Genomic DNA, 17,784 nt, shown 5'->3' with positions numbered 1-17,784 from the left:
CGGTCGGGGCCCTGCTGCGATGGTCCGTCGTCCCGCCCCCCGTCCGCCTCACCCTCCACGGGTGACTCAGCGCTCCTCGGTGCCGGTGCCGGTGCCCGTGTCCCGGCGGCGGGCCGCATCCGGACCAGCTGCCCCGCCCGCACCAGCTGCCCCGCCCGTACCAGAGGCCCCGCCCGCACCAACGGCCCCAGCCGTGCCGCCGACCCCTCCCGGGCCCGGGAGTCCCCGGGTCACCAGGAGGCTCGCCAGGGTGATGCCACCGGTCGCGAGCACGGCCACCTTGAGGCCGTCCAGCTGGGCCGAGGCGTACGAGTCGGTGACCGCGTCCACCTCCCTGGGCGGCAGCCCCGCGTCCTCCGCCGCGGCACGGACCTGGTCGGTGGGGACGAAGCTGATCCCGGACTCCAGGGCGATGCTCGTCTGCCGGCGCGCCTCGTCCGAGAGCCTCGGGTCGTCCGCGACCTGGGTGGTGAAGGCCTGGGCCAGGGCCCCGATCAGCAGGGATCCGATGAGGGCCGTGCCGAGCGCGGACCCCAGGTTCTGGGCGGTGAACTGCAGGCCACCGACCTCGCTGCGCTCCCGCTCCCCGACGCTCGACTGGACGACGTTGCCGAGCTGCGAGGCGAGCAGCCCCATGCCCAGGCCCAGGAGCGCCATGGCCCCGAAGAACTGGGCGTCGTCGATGACGGGGTCGATGGTGGCGAGGAGCCAGGCGATGGCGGCGAGGAGCAGCACCAGGGCCGTCCGCACGATACGGCGGGGTCCCAGCGTGCGTCCGAGCTTCGCCGCGCCCAGGGAGGCCACGAGCATGGTGACGGAGACCGGCAGCAGCCGCAGTCCCGTCTCGAAGGCGTCGAGCCCCTGCACCACCTGCAGGTAGAGCGGGATGGTGAAGAACAGTCCCAGCAGGATGAGGTTCTGGCTGAGCAGGGTCATCAGCCCCGAGCGCAGCGGCGGCTTGTGGAACAGCGCCAGATGGACCAGGGGGTCGGCGCCGGAGGCCTCCCGCCGCTCCTCCCAGATCCGGAAGAGGTACAGGACGACCACGCCGGCCGCGACCACGAACAGCGTGGGGGCGAAGCCGAGGACGGTGAAGGGCGGGTTGCGCGGTTCCACCCAGCCCCAGCTGCTGCTCTGCAGCACGCCGAGCACGCCGAGACCGAGACCGGCCGCCGACAGCACGGCGCCGACGACGTCCAGTCCGGGACGGCGGCTCGGCCGGGGCGTGTCCGGGATCGCCCGCCGCAGGAGCAGCACGGCCAGGACGACCACGACCTCGCCCGCAAAGACGAGGCGCCAGGTGAGGTACGTCGTCACCCAGCCGCCGAGCAGCGGCCCGACCGCGATGCCGGCACCGGCCAGGCCTCCGACGACGCCGTACGCGACGGAACGGTCGCGGCCCCGGTAGGACTCGGCGACGAGGGCCGCCATGGACGGCAGCACCAGGGCGGCGCCGAGTCCCTCGATGACCGACCATCCCAGGGCGAGGACCCACAGGTGGGGCGCCACGGCGGTCAGGGCCGATCCGACGCCGTAGACGGTCATGCCGATCAGGAAGACGCGGCGGCGGCCCAGGACGTCCCCGATCCGCCCCCCGATGATCATGAAGGCGGCCATGACCAGGGCGTAGAGGGTGATGACGGCCTGGATGGCGGTGACCTCGGTGTCGAAGTCCTCGACCAGCTGGCTGATGGAGACGTTCATGACGGCGGTGTCCAGCACCATCAGGAACTGGGCCGTCCCCAGCACGATCAGAGCGTGCCACTTCTTCACGGTCGCCACCTCGCCGGGACTGGCCGCCGGTGTCAGCGGCAGCGGAAGGTCGAGCCCACCCTCGCCGCCATCACATCCGAAACGGTCACCGCGCGCCTCACCCGGAACGGGTGAGGGGGCGCCGCGCGACCGGTGCGCCGTCCGCCGCGCCCCGGCCGGTCACAGCAGCCGCAGTTCCCGGGCGCGGCGGACGGCGTCGTTGCGCCGGTGCACCGACAGCTTCCGGTAGGCGCTCTTGAGGTGGGTCTTCACCGTGTTCACGGACACGAACAGGTCGGCGGCTATGTCCTCTGTCGACATCGCCCGGGCGAGCCGCTCCAGGACCTCGAGCTCCCGCCCGCTGAGCTCCTCCACGGGAGCTTCCGGCCCGGTTCCGGGTCTGCCGCGCTCCGTTCCGGCGTGCGCCCCGGACGCGGGGACGAGCCATCCGGCGGCCGGCGCCCGCAGCGCGGGCTCGGCCAGGAAGGGCGCGAGCCACGGTCCGGCGACCCGGAAGGCGCGTCTGAGCTCCTCGCGCCGGCCCTCGGCGAGGGCCTGGGCGACCGTCCTGCGAACGGTGGCGGTGTCCCCCTCCAGTGCCGCCGCCTGTGCCCGTACCAGCGCGGCCGGTACGGACACCGCCGGGCCGACGCCCCCGTGGGCGGCGAGCCCGTCGAGCAGGCGGAGTGCCGTGGCCGGGTCGCCGGCGGCGAGGTGGGCCCGGGCCGCGCCGACGGTGCACTCCGGCAGGTCGCCCCCGACCTGCCGGAGGACTTCGACGGCCGCGTCCGGGCGCCCCTGGGCCAGGTGGGCGTCCGAGGCGGCCAGGGCGGCGCGGCCCTGCGCCCAGGGCGAGGCCTCCGCGGCGGGGACGGGGCGGGCCGTCACCGCCAGCGCCTCCCGCGTACGGCCCCGGGCGAGGAGCACGCCCGACGTCACGGCACGCTTGACGGCGGCCGCCACCGGGTCCGCCGGTGGCCGGTCGGGCATCCCGGCGAGGAGGGCCTCGCTGCGGTCCACCTCGTCCCGGTCGAGGGCGACGGCGGCGAGCACCAGCCGTCCGAGGCCTGAGCCGGACGGCTCGGCGAGGCCGTACCGCTCGGCCTCGGCCGTCATCGCGAACACCTTGCGTTCCGCCGCGCCCGGCCGGCCGTTGAGGTGCTCGACGAGGGCCAGGTGTTCGAGCGCCTCCATCCGCGGCAGGACCGTGGACGCCGTGCGGGGACCGCGGATCACCGTGGTGAGGGCGGCCGCGGCCTCGTCGAGGCGGCCGGCCCAGAGGCGCGAGGAGCCCACGTGGGTCAGCAGGAGGGCGGCGAGTTCCGGGTGTCCGTCCCGGAGGCGGGAGGGCATCTGCGGCATCAGCCGCCGGGCCTCCCGGGTGGCGCGCTCGGCCTGGTGCGCCGAGCCCGACAGCCGTCCGGCGAGCGCTTCGAGCAGGGCGCGGCTCAGCTGGGCCGCCGGAGAGCCGCCGCCGTCCTCCTCCGCCAGCCGCCGGTCCGCCCTGCGCAGGTGCGCCAGGCCGTCGTCGAGATCGGAGCGGGACAGCTCGCACGCTGCGCGGACGAGGTCGAGGGACGGGTCGGGCGTCTCTCCTTCCATCCCGGCGAACCAGTCCGTCGGCTTCCCGGCGCCGAGGCCGGTGAAGAGCTGTCCGATCGCCAGGTCCTCGACCAGGGCCCGGGCCATGTAGGTCCAGTCCTGGGCGGCGGCGCCGTGCGCCAGCATCTCGGGGAGCGTGCCGGAGCGCCGCAGCCAGTGCGCGGCGCGCCGGTGCAGTTCCGGTTCGAGACCGGGGGCGCGGCGGCGCAGGTGGGCGCGGAGGATCTCGCGGAACAACGGGTGGAGCCGGTACCAGCCCTGCCCGAAGTCCTCGACGAAGGCGTTGGCGCTGTGCAGGGCGGCGAGGATCGTCGCGGCGTCGTGCCGCCGGGTCAGCTCGTCCGCGAGGTCGGGGCAGAACCGGTCCAGGACACTGACGCGCAGCAGAAGGTCCTGCGTCTCGGGGGGCTGCCGGTCGAGCACCTCGGCGAGCAGGAAGTCGGCGATCGTGCCCCGGCCCGCCTCGAACTCCTTCAGGTAGCGCTCGGGGTCCGGTGTCGACCGGGCGGCGAGGGCGCTCAGCCGGAGGCCGGCCGCCCACCCCCGGGTGCGCTCCACCAGCCCCCGGGCGACGGGGGCGGTCAGGGACAGCCCGTGCCGTTCGAGGAGGTCGACCGCTTCCTCGGTGGTGAAGGCCAGCTCGGCGTCCCTGATCTCGGTCATCTCGCCGGCGAGGCGGTAGCGGTGGAGCGGGAGGAGCGGCTCGGTGCGGCTGACGAGGACGAGGCGCAGTCCCCGGTGCGCGTGGCGCAGGACGAATTCCAGCTGCCGCCCCACCTCGGGGTCGGTCATCCGCTCGAACTCGTCGATCACGACGGTGACGGGCCGGTCGCGTGCGGCGAGGGCCCAGGCGAGCCGGCTCAGGAGCGTGCGGGGGACGCCGGTCGCGTCGGTGGGGGAGCCGACGGCGGCGGGTGCCGGCGCGCCGGCGGCGCTCAGTGCCTGGAGCAGGTGGGCCCAGAACATCCCCGGGCCCTCGACCGCCGCGTCGAGCGTGAGCCAGGCGACGGGCTGTCCCAGGTTCGCGGCCCAGTCGGCGACGAGCAGGGTCTTGCCGGCCCCCGCGCTGCCGTTGACGACGGTCAGCGGGGTCAGCCGCCCCTGTCCGAGGTGCTCGGCCAGCCGGTCGCGGCGGAGGAAGGTGCCCGGGCGGCTCGGCAGGGCGAACCGTGTGCTCAGGTACGGGTCTCCCAGCGGGTCGGCGCCGCCGGCGACGGGGCCGCCCCGCACCACGTCCTCGCCCGTGTCCTGCACGTCCACCACCACCCTCCGGTCGGACCCGCGGTGGGCGGGCCTGACTCAAGGATGGGATCATTCACCCCGGTTCTGCCATCGCACAGATCCCGGGGAAAACCCCTCCGGGGTATCCCCGAGGGCCCTGTCGAGGGGTGCGGCGGCTACTGCCCCGCCTGCGGGGGGCCGAAGAGTTCGACGGCGCGCCGGACCCCGGCGAGCCCCTCGGCGAGGGCGCTGACGGAGCCCACCGAGCCCGCGACGATCAGCAGCGAGCGGCGCAGCCGACGGATCTCGGGCGGGCCGCCGAGCGCCATGGCGTCGAGCGCGGCGAGTTCGTTCTCGGCGATGTCGCGGTCGGCGAACTCGGCGCGGTGTCCGGCCAGTTCCCGCCGGAGCCGGGACACGGCGGACCGCAGTTCGGCCACCCTGGGGTCCACGCCCTCGCCGGTCACTCGCCTCTGCCCCACGCTTCGCAACACGGTTCTCCCCCTCGCACGCCTCTGTGCGCGGGTCAGTTAACTCCTCCGCCACCCCGGCGCGCCACCCCGCACGACGGGAATTCAGGCGAGCGTGTCATTCCGCTCGGGCCGCCTTCACGGGTCATGGGGTATGCATCCCTCATGACCCCGGATCAGAACCCCTCTCCCGCATCGGGCCCCTCCGCCGCCCCCGCCGCCACTCCCGTCGTCGCCGGTCTCCTCCTCGCCGCCGGGGGCGGGCGCCGCCTCGGCGGCCGCCCCAAGGCGCTCCTCCCCCACCGGGGCCGCCCGCTCGTCGAGAACGCGGTGCGCGTGCTGCGCGAGGGCGGCTGCGAGGTGGTGCACGTGGTGCTCGGGGCCGAGGCCGCGACCGTGCGGGAGCGGGCGGAGCTGCCCGGGTGCGTGCTGGTCGACAACCCGGACTGGACCGAGGGCATGGGCTCGTCGCTGCGCGTCGGGCTGGCCTCGCTCGCGGCGGATCCGCGCGGGGTGGACGCGGCCCTCGTCTCCCTGGTGGACCAGCCGGGGATCGGTCCCGCCGCGGTGGCCCGGGTCCTGGCCGCGTACCGCTCGCGCGACACGCTCGCGGCGGCCGCGTACGGCGGGGAGCGCGGCCACCCGGTGCTGTTCGGCGCGGGGCACTGGGCCGGGATCGCCGAGGGGGCGGTGGGCGACCGGGGCGCGCGGGACTACCTGGGGGCGCGCCGGGCGGAGATCACGCCGGTGGAGTGCGGGGACGTGGCGGAGCCGTACGACATCGACACGCCGGCGGATCTGGCGCACCTTGGGTGAAGGGCCTGGCACGCGGCGCCATGGTCTGTCGACCCGAAGAATCTCGACATCAACAAACCATTGAACTTCCACCATGAGGAAACTAGTATCCACTGTTCAGAAGCGCTTGTTTCCCGAAACGGCGCTCACGGCCGTATCTCGGCGCCTGCGGCACTCCGTGCCGTCCCGTGACGCCCGGCGGCCGTCTGGCACCGCCCGTGAAGTCCGCGAAGGAAGTGACAGTTCATGTCCGCACCCGCGCCGTCCCCCCTGGCCGTCGTCGATGCCGAGCCCCTCCCCCGCCAGGAGGAGGTGCTCACCGAGGCGGCCCTCGCCTTCGTCGCCGAACTGCACCGGCGGTTCACCCCGCGCCGGGACGAGCTCCTCGCCCGCCGGGCGGAGCGCCGCGCCGAGATCGCCCGCACGTCCACCCTGGACTTCCTGCCGGAGACCGCCGCGATCCGCGCCGACGACTCCTGGAGGGTCGCGCCCGCCCCGGCGGCCCTGAACGACCGCCGCGTCGAGATCACCGGTCCGACCGACCGCAAGATGACGATCAACGCGCTCAACTCCGGCGCGAGGGTCTGGCTCGCGGACTTCGAGGACGCCTCCGCGCCGACCTGGGAGAACGTGATCCTGGGTCAGGTCAACCTGATCGACGCGTACACCCGGAACATCGACTTCACGGACCCGAGGTCCGGCAAGTCGTACGCGCTCAAGGCCGCCGACGAGCTCGCCACGGTCGTCATGCGCCCCCGCGGCTGGCACCTGGAGGAGCGTCACCTCGCCTTCGACGGACGGCCGGTGCCCGGCGCGCTCGTCGACTTCGGGCTGTACTTCTTCCACAACGCGCAGCGCCTGATCGACCTCGGCAAGGGCCCGTACTTCTACCTGCCGAAGACCGAGTCGCACCTGGAGGCCCGCCTCTGGAACGACGTCTTCGTCTTCGCCCAGGACTACGTCGGCATCCCGCAGGGCACCGTCCGCGCCACGGTCCTCATCGAGACGATCACGGCCGCGTACGAGATGGAGGAGATCCTCTACGAGCTCCGCGACCACGCCGCGGGCCTCAACGCCGGCCGCTGGGACTACCTCTTCTCCATCGTCAAGAACTTCCGTGACGGCGGCGCCAAGTTCGTCCTCCCGGACCGCAACGCGGTCACGATGACGGCCCCGTTCATGCGCGCCTACACCGAACTCCTCGTCCGCACCTGCCACAAGCGCGGCGCGCACGCGATCGGCGGCATGGCGGCGTTCATCCCGTCCCGCAAGGACGCCGAGGTCAACAAGGTCGCGTTCGAGAAGGTGAAGGCCGACAAGGACCGCGAGGCCGGCGACGGCTTCGACGGCTCCTGGGTCGCCCACCCGGACCTGGTCCCGATCGCGATGGCCTCCTTCGACGCCGTCCTCGGCGACAGGCCCAACCAGAAGGACCGCCTCCGCGAGGACGTCTCGGTGGCGCCCGGCGACCTGATCGCCATCGACTCCCTGGACGCCAAGCCCACCTACGCGGGCCTCGTCAGCGCCGTCCAGGTCGGCATCCGCTACATCGAGGCGTGGCTCCGCGGCCTCGGCGCCGTCGCCATCTTCAACCTGATGGAGGACGCGGCCACCGCCGAGATCTCGCGCTCGCAGATCTGGCAGTGGATCAACGCCGGCGTCGTCTTCGAGAACGGCGAGGCGGCCACCCCCGAGCTGGCCCGCCAGGTCGCGGCCGAGGAGCTCGCCGCGATCCGCGCGGAGGTCGGCGAGGAGGCCTACGCGGCCGGCAAGTGGCAGCAGGCCCACGACCTGCTCCTGCACGTCTCCCTCGACGCGGACTACGCGGACTTCCTGACGCTCCCCGCCTACGAGCAGCTGGTCGGCTGACCGCACAGCGGCCGCACCTCACGCTCACGGCCCCGCCCCCGGTGAACGCACAGCTCCGGGGGCGAGGCCGCGTCGCGTCCTGGCGGCCCCTGGCGGCCCACAGGTGACGTGACACAACCGAGACGGTCGGCTACCTAGCGGTAACAAGCCGCGGCATGTGGAATTCGGCCAAGCCACCGGCGCCGATGGCTGTCCCCCACGTCACTGCGCGCTTCGCGGCGCGCATACCGCAGGAGCACAGCCATGCCTTCTTCCCCCCACCGTGCGCTGCGCGCACTCCTGGCTCTGTGTACCGCCGCCGGGATAGCCGCCGTCGCGACCGCGCCCGCCGCCCACGCCTCCCCGGGCGGCGGGCCCAGCGCCGTCGTCGCCATGGGCGACAGCTACATCTCCGGCGAGGCCGGGCGCTGGTTCGGCAACAGCCTCACCAACTCCGGCAGCCGCAACGGCACCGACCGCGCCTGGACGGGCAGCGGGTACGACCCCTCCAGGGTGTACGGAGCGACCGCCGGCGGCTGCCACCGCTCGGACACCGCCGAGGTCAGGAGCGCGGGCGCGCTCGCGAGTTCGCTCGTCAACCTCGCCTGTTCGGGCGCGACCACCAAGAACGTCATCCGCGCCTCCCAGGGCGGTCAGGCCTACCGGGGCGAGGCCCCGCAGGCGGACCAGCTGGCGGCCGTCGCCGCGGCCAACGACGTGAAGCTCATCGCGCTCTCCATCGGCGGCAACGACCTCGGCTTCGCCGACATCATCACCACCTGCGCGACCGACTACATCGTCTGGTACTCGTACTGCCACGACGACCAGCAGGCCCTGGTCGACTCCCGGATCAACGGCGTGATGGCCGACGTCGGCCGTTCGATCGACGAGATCAGGGCCGTCATGACGGGCGCGGGGTATGCCGCATCGGACTACCGGATCGTGCTCCAGTCGTACCCCTCCCCCATCCCGCGCGCCGCCGAGAACCGGTACGGCGAGAGCGGCTGGTCCCGTACGAACACGGGTGGATGTCCCTTCTGGGACAAGGACTCCGACTGGGCCCGCGACTCCCTGGTCCCGCAGCTCGCGAACCGGCTGAAGGGCGTCGCGGCGGCGAAGGGCGTGCAGTTCATGGACCTGCGGGACGCCCTCCAGGGCCGCGAGGTCTGCGCGAAGTCGAGCAAGCAGGTCTCGTCGACCGTGCCCGCGTCGGCGACGACGAGCGAGTGGGCGCGGTGGATCGACAGCCAGAGCACGCAGGGGCTCGTCCAGGAGTCGATGCACCCGAACGCGTACGGGCAGCAGGCGCTCGGCCGGTGCCTCGCGCTCGTCCACGCGGCGCCGACGGGCAACCACAGCTGCCGGAACACGGCGGGCGCGGGGGCGTCGGGGATGTACCTGACCGCCGGGTGACCCTCGTACGGTCCCTCAGGGCACGGTGATGCCGAGGGGGCCCAGGACCCGCGCCGTCTCGTGCGGGTCCGCCTCGGCCATCGCCCGTACGAGGGAGGCCGAGCCACCGGGCCAGGCGGCGGCCTCCGCGTCGAAGGCGGCGCGGCGGGACTCCAGGGGCCCCTTCTTGCCGGGCAGTCCGTCGAGGACGCGCAGGGCGCGGGCGGAAAGGGGGACCTGGAGGTGGTCGGCGGGTTCGCCCCTGGCGCGCAGGGCCTCGTGGGCGTACGCCCCGATCGCGGGGTCCCGGAGGGCTCCGCGCAGGGCGTCGGCGGGTGCGGCGGCCGTGTCCAGGACGCCGAACAGCGCCCGGGCGTCGGCCGCGTCGGAGCCGCCCCCGTGGGCGGTGCCGAGGGCGGCGAGGAGCGCGGACCAGGCCTCGGGGCTGTCCCCGCGCGCGTGGAGCCAGTCGGCGAGCACGCGCGCGGCGGGCGCGGCGGGCCAGCCCGCGGCGGCGGCGACCAGCTCCGGCGCGGTCCAGGCCGCGGCCTCGGTGGCGTCGGGGGCGGCGATGCCGCGGACGCGGAGGAGGTAGCGCAGGACGCCGGTGCCGCGCGGGGTGAGCCCGAAGGCGTCCCCGGCGCGGAAGAGGAGTCCGGTGGAGGCGAGCCGGTCGACGACGCCGGCGAGGGAGCGGGCGTGCCCGTCGAGCAGGTCGCGGTCGTCCTCGGTCAGCCCCGGCGAGCCCAGGAGGCGACCGAGTTCGTCGAGGGGCGGCAGCGCGTACGCGTGCGAGACGTCCGAGGCGTTCTCGGGAACGGCGACGGGCTGGTCCTCCAGAGCCGGGTCGACGGCCCAGTCCTCGTACTCGGCGGCCTTGCGGGCGATCGAGTCGGCCGAGCAGCCGCGCTGGTAGACGACGTACAGCAGGTGGGGCGCCTCTCCGCCGTACGGGTCGAACGCGCCGTCCGCGAGGCCCTCGACGGCGGCGGTGAGCGCGTCGGCGTCCTCCTCGACGGCCCCGGGCGCGGCCGGGTGCTCCGGCACGGACGGCGGGGGCACGGGCGCGGCGGGGTCGCCGTGGTAGTCGAGGTGTTCGTCGAGGAGGGCGTCGGCGAGGACGAGGTGGGGGAAGGCGTCGGGACCGGGGGCGTAGCGGGCGTACGGACCGGCGAGCTGTTCGGCGAGTCCGGCGGCGGTCCACCGGTCGAGGAGCGCGGCGGCGACCTGCCCGACGCCGGTGGCGACGGCGTGGTCGGTGAGGAGCGGGCCCGCGGCCGGGGCGTTCTCGGCGTCGCGTACGTACGCCCGGGTGAGGGCCTCGGCGAGCAGGACGTCGGCGAGGGCCGTACGCCCCATGAGGTCGGCCCGGCGGACCCCGTCGGGCAGCGGCGCGCCGTCGAGGGCGGCGAGCCGGCGGCGTACGTCGTCGGGGTCGGCGAGGTCGGTGCCGCAGGTGCGCAGGAGGGAGGCGTACCAGCGGTGCCAGGTGAGGTTGCCGGGGTCGTTCATGGCCCGTTCGAAGTCGGGCGCGGCCTCCGCGACGACGGCGGCGACCCGCTCGCCGCCCTGCCCGTCGAAGCGGGCGGCGAGGCGGTGGAGCACGGCGGGGTAGGCCGCGAGCTCGCCCGGCGGCGCGTACACGAACGTCGGCAGGTCCTCGACGAGCAGGTGCCGTACGAGCGCGGGCGTCGGCTCCGGCACCCCGGAGGTCCGGTCGGCGCCGCGCAGCGCGAGCAGACCGAGGACCGCTTCGGCGGCCCGCACGAACGCGGGGTCCCGGCGCTCGGCCGCTCCGTCGAGGAAGCCGTCGAGCCCGGTGTTGGTGAGAACGGTCCCGGCCACGCTTCCCAGGGTAATTCCGGGGACACGATTCCGACGGGCGGGAGCACTCCGTTAGAGGCGTCGCCGCAGGTCGCGGACGGTCTTGGTGAGGTGCTGGAGGTGGGCGACGCGCCGCCAGACGGCGGGGTTGCCGGCTCCCTCGCCTCCCCTTCCGCCGGCGCAGGCGACGAGCCAGCGCTCGCCCTCGCCGAAGAGGGAGCCGCGGAAGTCCTCCGCTTCCACGATCTCCCGGGCGGCGGCGCGGATCGCCTCCGCGCGGCCGTCGCCCCGGGTGGGGACGCGGCCGAGGAGGAAGGTGCGGTCGGTGGTGTAGCGGAGGACGCCCCAGGGCGATCCGCCGCCGGCCTCGGCGGGACGGTCGAGGGCGGCGGGGTGGTCGGCGCCGTAGTCCCCGTACGTCAGGGGGAATCCCGGCCGTTCGGGGCCGTCGACGAGCATGTGCCACAGGTCCCAGTCGAGGCGCTCGGCCTCGGCGAGCGGAGCTCCGTATCCCTCGGGGACGCTTCGGGGGAAGGAGCCGGCGAGGACGGCGAGCGTGCGCCAGGGATGGAGCGGGCCGAGCAGGTCGAGGGCGCGCAACGCCCATTTCTCGGCGGGGAGATGCTCGTCCTCGACCGCGCCGAGGTCGAGGAGGAGGTCGAGCGGGGGGCCGGCGGACGCCGTCCGTTCGAGGAGGGCGCCGACCGCGTCCCGCAATCGCTCGTCGGGGAGCGCGGGCAGGGACACCCGTATGCCCAGGCCGTCCCCGCCGGCGAGGGCCGCCTCGGCGCTCGCGAGCTGCTGACGGACGGTCCGCCCGACGCCGGTGACGGGGCGGAGCGGGGTGTCGGCGAGGGCGTGCGTGAACTCCCCGAGGGTCCCCGGCGATTGCCTCTCGGCGTGGGAGGCGTCCAGCCAGGCGGGGAGTCCGCGCTGCGCGTCGGCGGCTCCTCGCAGGGCTCTGCACAGGTGGCGGCCGAGGGCGGTGGGGTCGGGGTCGTCCGGGCCGGGGACGCGTGGCGGGACGGTCCAGAGGGGGGCGACGGCGGCGCGGACGTGGGGGGCGAGGCCGGCGTGCGCCTGGAAGGCGCTGCGGCGGGCCGGGAGCGCGGGTACGTAGAGCGGTGCGGGCATCGGCGCTCCCCCCGGTGGGCCTGACTTCCCCTGGTCGCAGGGTGAGGGGCCGTTCCCCGCGGCGAAAGAGGGCGATTTCGGCCAGGAGCGTTCTTTACGGAGACGGGGACGGGGCGGGGACGGGGACGGGGACGGGGACGGGGCCGAGTTCGGGCGGCCTCAGCGGACGACGACCGTCCGGGGTGCCGAGAAGTCGCCCCAGGTGCCGTCGGGGAGGCGGGCGCGGAGGGTGACGGTGTAGCGGGTGCCCGGGGCGTCCTGGACCGGGAAGGTGTAGGTGGCGCGGGCCGGGGGCGGGGTGGTGCCCCAGACGATGGTGGTGGCGAAGCGGCCGTTCAGGTGGAGTTCGTGGTGGGTGACCGGGGCGCCGGTGTCCGGCGGGGTCCAGGTGAGGGTGATCTCGCCGTGCTCGGCCGTGGCCGTGAGGCGGGCGGGGGCGGTGTTGGGTGGGGCTCCGGGGGCGGGGGCGGTGGTGAGTTCGACGCGGGGGCCGTCCGGGGAGGAGTTCTCGGCGGCGTCGCGGGCGCGGACGGTGAACGCGTAGGCGGTGCCGGGGCGCAGGCCGGTGACGCGGGCGGTGGTGGCGGTGCCGGGGGCGGTGTGCACGCGGACGTCGGCCTGGTAGACGTCGTACGCCGTGACGGCGCGGTCGTCGCGGGCGGGGGTCCAGGCGAGGGTGGCGGCGCCGCTGCCGTCGGCGGTGGCGCGGAGGGTTCTCGGGCTGGTGGGCGGCGTGCGGTCCTCGGCGGCGGCGCGGAGGGTGGTGGCGGTGACGGCGGCGCTGGCGGGCGAAACGTTTCCGGCGGCGTCGCGGGCGCGGACCGTGAAGGTGTGGCGGGTGGCGGGCGCGAGGCCGACGACGTCGGTCATGAGGGTCGTCGCGGGAAGGTCCTTGACCTTACGGCCCGCGCGGAGGACCTCGTAGCCGGTGACGGCGCGGTCGTCGGTGGCGGCGCTCCACATGACGTGGACGGTGCTCGCGCTGCCGGCGGTGGCGGTGACGCCGGTGGGCGCGGTGGGGGCGGCGGTGTCCTCGGGGGCGGGTTCCGGGGTGCTCGCGCAGGCGGAGATGCCGAGCGTCAGGGCGAGCAACAGGCTTGCGGTGAAGCGGTGTTGCATGGCAATCCCTCCGTCCGGCGAAAAGGTCCAGACCTATATCGCACAGGTGACGAGAGAGGGGCAAGGGGGCATCCCCGAGGACGTCGCGAGGGCGTTGTCAGTGGGGTGCGCTTCACTGGACCCATCACTCTCCGTAGTCGATTCCAGGGGGAAGCATGACGGACCGTATGACCTATGTGACGCTCACCGGTGTCCGCCGCCGGGGCTGGACCGACTCGATGGTCCGGGACCTGCTGGGCACGCCCGACGTGCAGGGGCGCGATCCGCGCCGCTGGTCCCTCGCGCCGGTACGGCTGTATCTCCTGGCCCGGGTGGAGACGGTGGAGCGGACCGCCGAATTCGCCCTGGCCTCCCGGCTGTCCGCGTCCCGGTCCGCCGGAGTCGGCGTCCACGCCGCACGGCGGCGCGCCGCCGTGCTCGCCGCGATCCGCGCCGAGCCGATCGAGGTGCCACTGCTGTCCGGGCCGGAGCTGGAGCGGCGTGCCGTCCGGCACCGGCGGCTGCTCGGCGCACGGGAACCGGGAGCGGCGGAGGGGCCGGCGTCGCGGCGCAGGCAGGTGGACTATCTGCGGTACGCGCTCTCGCGGTACGAATGGCTGCTCGACGGGCTGTACGGGGACACGGGCCGGGCCGAGGCCGAACGGCTGCTCAGGCGAAGGCTGTACGAGGCCGTCGCCGCCGCCTACCCGGACCTGGCGGAGGAGTGCCGGCGGCGGATCGCGGTGGAGCGGTGAGGGGCGGCGGAGGGGCCGGGGTTCACCTTCCCAGCAGGTGGGTGATCGCGGTCATCGCCGCCGCGATCGGGGCGATCACCGGGATCCGGCAGCGGGCGCGGAGCTCCTCGGCGGCTTCGCCCAGCGGGCCGCCGCCGATGACGACGGCCCGTGCCCCGTCCCGTTCGACGCAGGCGCGGACGGCCCGTTCGAGCCGGTCGAGGAGGAGGGCCGGATCGGCGGAGAGGCGTTCGGGGGCTCCGGCGGTGAGGCGGACGCCGGTGTACCGGTCGGCGTGGCCGAGGGCCTCGACGCGCTCGGCGATGGTGTCGGCGAGGAGCGGCGTGGTGGTGGCGATGCCGTACGGGACGCCGTGGGCGGCCGCTTCGGCGAGGGCGGCCTCGCCGATCCCGACGACGGGGACGCCGACGGCGGCGCGGAGCTCCTCGACGCCCGGGTCGCCGAAGGCGGCGACGACGAGCCCGGCGCAGTCGCCCCCGGCGGCGGCGCGCAGGCCGGCGGCGAGTACCTCGGGCGCGGCGGCGCGGAGGGCGGCGGGGTCGGTGAGCATGCCGGGGCCGCGGGCGACCGTCACGCCGCGGACCGCCCGTCCGGGCCCGGCCTGCCGCGTCAGGCTTCGGCGGGCGATGGCGGCCATCATCGCGGTCGTCGTGGTGGAGGTGTTGGGGTTGACGAGGACGACCGCTGCCCCGGCCTCCGCGGCGTGCGCGGGGACCGGGGCGGGCGGGGGGACGACGAGCGGGTTCAGTGGGCGTGCGCCGCCTTCGCCGTGGCGCTGCCGGAGATCTCCTCGCCCGGTTCCATGGGCGCGGTGACCTCGTCGGCGTCCTTGCCCTTGCCGAGGTGGTTGAAGACCACGTTGAGGAGGACGGCGGCGACGCAGCCGGTGGAGATGCCGGAGTCCAGGATGATCTGGGCGGTCTCCGGGAAGGCGTGGTAGAAGTCCGGCTTCGTGATCGGGATGATGCCGACGGCCAGGGAGACGGCCACGATCAGGACGTTGTTGTCCTTCTCCAGGCCGGCCTTCACGAGGGTCTGGATGCCGCTGGCGGCGACCGAGCCGAAGAGGACGACGCCCGCGCCGCCGAGGACGGGGCGGGGCACGACCGAGATCAGCGAGGCGGCGACCGGGGACAGGCCCATCAGGACGAGGAAGCCGCCGCCGCAGGCGACGACGAACCGGCTGCGGATCCTGGTCATGGCGACGAGGCCGATGTTCTGCGCGAAGGCACTGCACATGAAGCCGTTGAAGAGCGGGCTGATGGCGGAGCCGAGGGTGTCGGCGCGGAGGCCCGCGGCGATGGTCTTCTCGTCGGCCGGGCGCTCGACGATCTCGCCGAGGGCGAGCATGTCGGCGGTCGACTCGGTCATGGAGACCAGCATGACCACGCACATCGAGATGATCGCGGCGAGGGCGAACTGCGGGGCTCCGAAGTGGAACGGGGAGGGGAAGCCGACGATGTCGGCCTCGGTCACCGGCGAGAAGTCCGTGACCCCGAAGGGTATGGCGATGACCGTGCCGATGACGAGGCCGACCAGGACGGCGACCTGCTTGAGGAAGCCGCGGGTGAAGCGGCGCAGGAGCAGGACGACGAGGAGGGTGACGCCGGCGAGGGCGAGGTAGGTCGTCGAACCGTAGTCGGGGGCCTTGGGGTTGGGCCCCTGGGCCCAGCCGAAGGCGACGGGGAGGAGGGAGACGCCTATGAGCGTGATCACGGTGCCGGTGACGACCGGCGGGAAGAACCGCACCAGTCTGGAGAAGAAGGGGGCCGCGGCGAAGCCGAGCAGGCCGGCGACGATGATCGCGCCGAAGATGACGGGGAGGGCGTCGGCCTTGTTCTCCGTCGTGTCGACGATGGCGAGCATCGGGGCGACACCGGCGAAGGTGACGCCGTTGACGAACGGGAGCCGGGCGCCGATCTTCCAGACCCCGAGCGTCTGGAGGAAGGTCGCGAGGCCCGCGGTGAAGAGGCTGGCGCCGGTGAGGAAGGTCAGTTCGGTGCCGGAGAGGCCGACGGCCGCTCCGACGATCAGGGGCGGGGCGACGACGCCCGCGTACATGGCGGCGACGTGCTGGAGGCCGCTGGTGAGCATCTTGAGTGGGGGCAGCGTCTCGTCGACCGGATGCTTCTCGCGGTCTTCGGGGGCGGAGCCTGCGTCTGGTGCATTGCGAACCTGGGGCTTGGCGGCCACGGCGGTTCCTCCGGTCGGTTACACGTCGGCGGCGACGCGGGGTTCAGGGAGGTGGTGCGATGCGGTGCGGGGGTGCAGGAGGTGCGGCTCGTTGCGAGGTGCCGGACGGGGGCCCTGTGACGCGTGCCCGGTGGGGGTGCGGGCAGGCGTCACCTTCCCGGGAGGCGCCGTACGTCTTCTGCGTACGGCGCCTCCCGGTCGGGCTGCCGCGAACCCCGCTCGGGTTCGCGGCGACCGACCGAGGGCCGTCCCCCTCGGTCGGACTCCGTGGGGAGGGTCAGCCCTGGGCCGTGATGCGGGCCAGGCGCTGTGCCTCCGCGCGCGCGTCGCGCGCGATCTGCTCCTCGTCGGCGAAGAGGAGGCGGTTGTTCTCGACGATCTGCCTGCCGTTGACGAAGGAGGCGGTGACCGGGGCCGCGGCGCCGAAGACGATCGCGGTGACCGGGTCGGCGATCGAGGAGTGGCCGAGGCCGTCGATCTTCCAGAGGACGAAGTCGGCGAGCTTGCCGGCTTCGAGGGAGCCGATGCTGTCGGCGCGGCCGAGGACCTGAGCGCCGCCGTAGGTGCCGAGGCGCAGGGCCTGGCGGGCACCCAGCGCACCCTCGCGGTGGGCGCCGAGCCGGTTGATGAGCAGCGCGTTGCGCAGTTCGGTGTGGAGTTCGCCGGACTCGTTGGAGGCGGTGCCGTCGACACCGAGGCCGACGGGGACGCCCGCCTTCAGCATGTCGGGTACGCGGGCGATGCCGGCGGCGAGGCGCGCGTTCGAGGAGGGGCAGTGGGCGACGCCGGTGCCGGTGCGGGCGAAGGCGGCGATGTCCGAGTCGTTCATGTGGACGCAGTGCGCCATCCACACGTCCTCGCCGAGGAAGCCGGTGGACTCGAAGTAGTCCGTCGGCCCCATGCCGAAGAGCTCGTGGCAGAACTTCTCCTCCTCCACGGTCTCCGAGCCGTGGGTGTGCATGCGCACGCCGAGGCGGCGGGCCAGCTCGGCGCCCTGCTTGAGGAGCTGGGTGGAGATGGAGAAGGGGGAACAGGGGGCGACGGCGACCTGGGTCATCGCGTCGAAGGAGGCGTCGTGGAACTTCCTGACCGTCTCCTCGGTCGCGGCGAGCGCGCCCTCGGTGGTCTCGACGGCGAAGTCCGGCGGCAGGAAGCCGTCCTTCTCGCTCATGTCCATGGAGCCGCGGGCGAGGGTGAAGCGGACGCCCATGTCGGAGGCGGCGCCGATGATGGCGCCGGACAGGTCGCCGGAGTTCTTCGGGTAGACGTAGTGGTGGTCCATGGCGGTGGTGACGCCGCCGCGGGCCATCATCGCCAGGGAGCCCTGGGCGGCGACGCGGACCATCGACTCGTCGATGCGCGACCAGGTCGGGTAGAGCGCGACCAGCCAGTTGAACAGGTTGTGGTCGGTGGCGAGACCCCTGGTGATCCACTGGTAGAAGTGGTGGTGGGTGTTGACCAGACCGGGCGTCACCAGGTGACCGGTGGCGTCGATCCGGCGGACCACGTTCTCCAGGCCCTCGGGCGCCCTGCCGGCGCCGAGGGACTCGATCCTGTTGTCGGCGACGACGAGGTAGCCGGAGGCGTACTCGGTGTCGTTCGCGTCGACGGTCGCGATCGCCGCGTTCTCGATGACGATGCGCTGCGCTGCCGAAGGTGCTGCCATGGCGGTGCTTCCTTCATTCCTCGGGGGTGGTGTG

At 74.3% G+C, this 17,784-nt stretch carries 13 protein-coding genes; 4 read left to right on the top strand and 9 right to left on the bottom strand.

Translation table 11 applies throughout. The features are described 5' to 3' along the window. Positions 1-66 precede the first annotated feature (66 nt). The 3 genes from AB0G79_RS18605 to AB0G79_RS18595 all read right to left on the bottom strand — a co-directional run bounded on the left by AB0G79_RS18605 (position 67) and on the right by AB0G79_RS18595 (position 5,069). Positions 67-1,773: an MFS transporter gene (locus tag AB0G79_RS18605; RefSeq protein ID WP_360807631.1), complete on the bottom strand. Its 1,707-nt coding sequence runs from the start codon at positions 1,771-1,773 to the stop codon at positions 67-69. Between the two features lie 159 nt (positions 1,774-1,932). Then, positions 1,933-4,614, bottom strand: coding sequence for a LuxR C-terminal-related transcriptional regulator (locus AB0G79_RS18600; RefSeq protein WP_360807629.1), 2,682 nt, complete (start codon positions 4,612-4,614; stop codon positions 1,933-1,935). A gap of 137 nt (positions 4,615-4,751) precedes the next feature. Then, positions 4,752-5,069, bottom strand: a complete 318-nt coding sequence (locus AB0G79_RS18595; RefSeq protein WP_360807627.1) for a DUF5955 family protein — start codon at positions 5,067-5,069, stop codon at positions 4,752-4,754. A gap of 141 nt (positions 5,070-5,210) precedes the next feature. Between AB0G79_RS18595 and AB0G79_RS18590 the strand changes: the two genes are divergently transcribed. The 3 genes from AB0G79_RS18590 (at position 5,211) to AB0G79_RS18580 (ending at position 9,101) form a co-directional block, all read left to right on the top strand. Continuing rightward, entirely contained in the window at positions 5,211-5,861 is a 651-nt protein-coding gene (locus AB0G79_RS18590) for a nucleotidyltransferase family protein (RefSeq protein ID WP_360807625.1), read from the top strand. Positions 5,862-6,086: 225 nt separating this feature from the next. Next, a complete protein-coding gene (gene aceB / locus AB0G79_RS18585; RefSeq protein ID WP_360807623.1) occupies positions 6,087-7,709 on the top strand; it encodes a malate synthase A in 1,623 nt (540 codons plus the stop codon). 243 nt (positions 7,710-7,952) lie between these two features. Further along, positions 7,953-9,101: a GDSL-type esterase/lipase family protein gene (locus AB0G79_RS18580; RefSeq protein WP_360807620.1), complete on the top strand. Its 1,149-nt coding sequence runs from the start codon at positions 7,953-7,955 to the stop codon at positions 9,099-9,101. A 15-nt stretch (positions 9,102-9,116) separates the two neighbouring features. Here AB0G79_RS18580 and AB0G79_RS18575 read toward each other — a convergent pair whose 3' ends face one another. The 3 genes from AB0G79_RS18575 to AB0G79_RS18565 form a co-directional block, all read right to left on the bottom strand. Continuing rightward, complete coding sequence (locus AB0G79_RS18575; protein WP_360807618.1) at positions 9,117-10,925, bottom strand: hypothetical protein; 1,809 nt, start codon at positions 10,923-10,925, stop codon at positions 9,117-9,119. A gap of 51 nt (positions 10,926-10,976) precedes the next feature. Further along, positions 10,977-12,038 carry a hypothetical protein gene (locus tag AB0G79_RS18570; RefSeq protein ID WP_360807616.1) on the bottom strand — a complete coding sequence of 354 codons (1,062 nt, stop codon included), beginning with the start codon at positions 12,036-12,038 and terminating at the stop codon, positions 10,977-10,979. Between the two features lie 159 nt (positions 12,039-12,197). Then, positions 12,198-13,157 (bottom strand): fibronectin type III domain-containing protein, encoded by a 960-nt coding sequence (locus AB0G79_RS18565; RefSeq protein ID WP_360807614.1) that lies wholly within the window; start codon positions 13,155-13,157, stop codon positions 12,198-12,200. A 155-nt stretch (positions 13,158-13,312) separates the two neighbouring features. On the opposite strand from AB0G79_RS18565, the gene AB0G79_RS18560 reads away from it, so the two are divergent. After that, on the top strand, positions 13,313-13,891 hold the full coding sequence (locus AB0G79_RS18560) for a hypothetical protein (protein ID WP_360807612.1): 579 nt from the start codon (positions 13,313-13,315) through the stop codon (positions 13,889-13,891). A gap of 22 nt (positions 13,892-13,913) precedes the next feature. Here AB0G79_RS18560 and AB0G79_RS18555 read toward each other — a convergent pair whose 3' ends face one another. The 3 genes from AB0G79_RS18555 to AB0G79_RS18545 all read right to left on the bottom strand — a co-directional run bounded on the left by AB0G79_RS18555 (position 13,914) and on the right by AB0G79_RS18545 (position 17,750). Then, positions 13,914-14,639, bottom strand: a complete 726-nt coding sequence (locus AB0G79_RS18555; protein ID WP_360807783.1) for an aspartate/glutamate racemase family protein — start codon at positions 14,637-14,639, stop codon at positions 13,914-13,916. Beyond that, complete coding sequence (locus tag AB0G79_RS18550; protein WP_360807781.1) at positions 14,636-15,985, bottom strand: nucleobase:cation symporter-2 family protein; 1,350 nt, start codon at positions 15,983-15,985, stop codon at positions 14,636-14,638. Before AB0G79_RS18550 ends, AB0G79_RS18555 begins: the two co-directional genes overlap by 4 nt. A gap of 376 nt (positions 15,986-16,361) precedes the next feature. Further along, positions 16,362-17,750 (bottom strand): 8-oxoguanine deaminase, encoded by a 1,389-nt coding sequence (locus AB0G79_RS18545; protein ID WP_360807610.1) that lies wholly within the window; start codon positions 17,748-17,750, stop codon positions 16,362-16,364. Positions 17,751-17,784: the final 34 nt, after the last annotated feature.

The sequence above is a fragment of the Streptomyces sp. NPDC020807 genome, assembly GCF_040641575.1.
Lineage (GTDB): Bacteria > Actinomycetota > Actinomycetes > Streptomycetales > Streptomycetaceae > Streptomyces.
This window is presented reverse-complemented; position numbering and strand designations above follow the sequence as displayed.

What these genes read in the sequence shown, in the direction of transcription:
- AB0G79_RS18590 (WP_360807625.1), top strand. Translation starts at nt 5,211, where the DNA reads ATGACCCCGGATCAGAACCCCTCTCCCGCATCGGGCCCCTCCGCCGCC.
- aceB (WP_360807623.1), top strand. Translation starts at nt 6,087, where the DNA reads ATGTCCGCACCCGCGCCGTCCCCCCTGGCCGTCGTCGATGCCGAGCCC.
- AB0G79_RS18580 (WP_360807620.1), top strand. Translation starts at nt 7,953, where the DNA reads ATGCCTTCTTCCCCCCACCGTGCGCTGCGCGCACTCCTGGCTCTGTGT.
- AB0G79_RS18570 (WP_360807616.1), bottom strand. Translation starts at nt 12,038, where the DNA reads ATGCCCGCACCGCTCTACGTACCCGCGCTCCCGGCCCGCCGCAGCGCC.
- AB0G79_RS18565 (WP_360807614.1), bottom strand. Translation starts at nt 13,157, where the DNA reads ATGCAACACCGCTTCACCGCAAGCCTGTTGCTCGCCCTGACGCTCGGC.
- AB0G79_RS18560 (WP_360807612.1), top strand. Translation starts at nt 13,313, where the DNA reads ATGACGGACCGTATGACCTATGTGACGCTCACCGGTGTCCGCCGCCGG.
- AB0G79_RS18550 (WP_360807781.1), bottom strand. Translation starts at nt 15,985, where the DNA reads ATGCTCACCAGCGGCCTCCAGCACGTCGCCGCCATGTACGCGGGCGTC.
- AB0G79_RS18545 (WP_360807610.1), bottom strand. Translation starts at nt 17,750, where the DNA reads ATGGCAGCACCTTCGGCAGCGCAGCGCATCGTCATCGAGAACGCGGCG.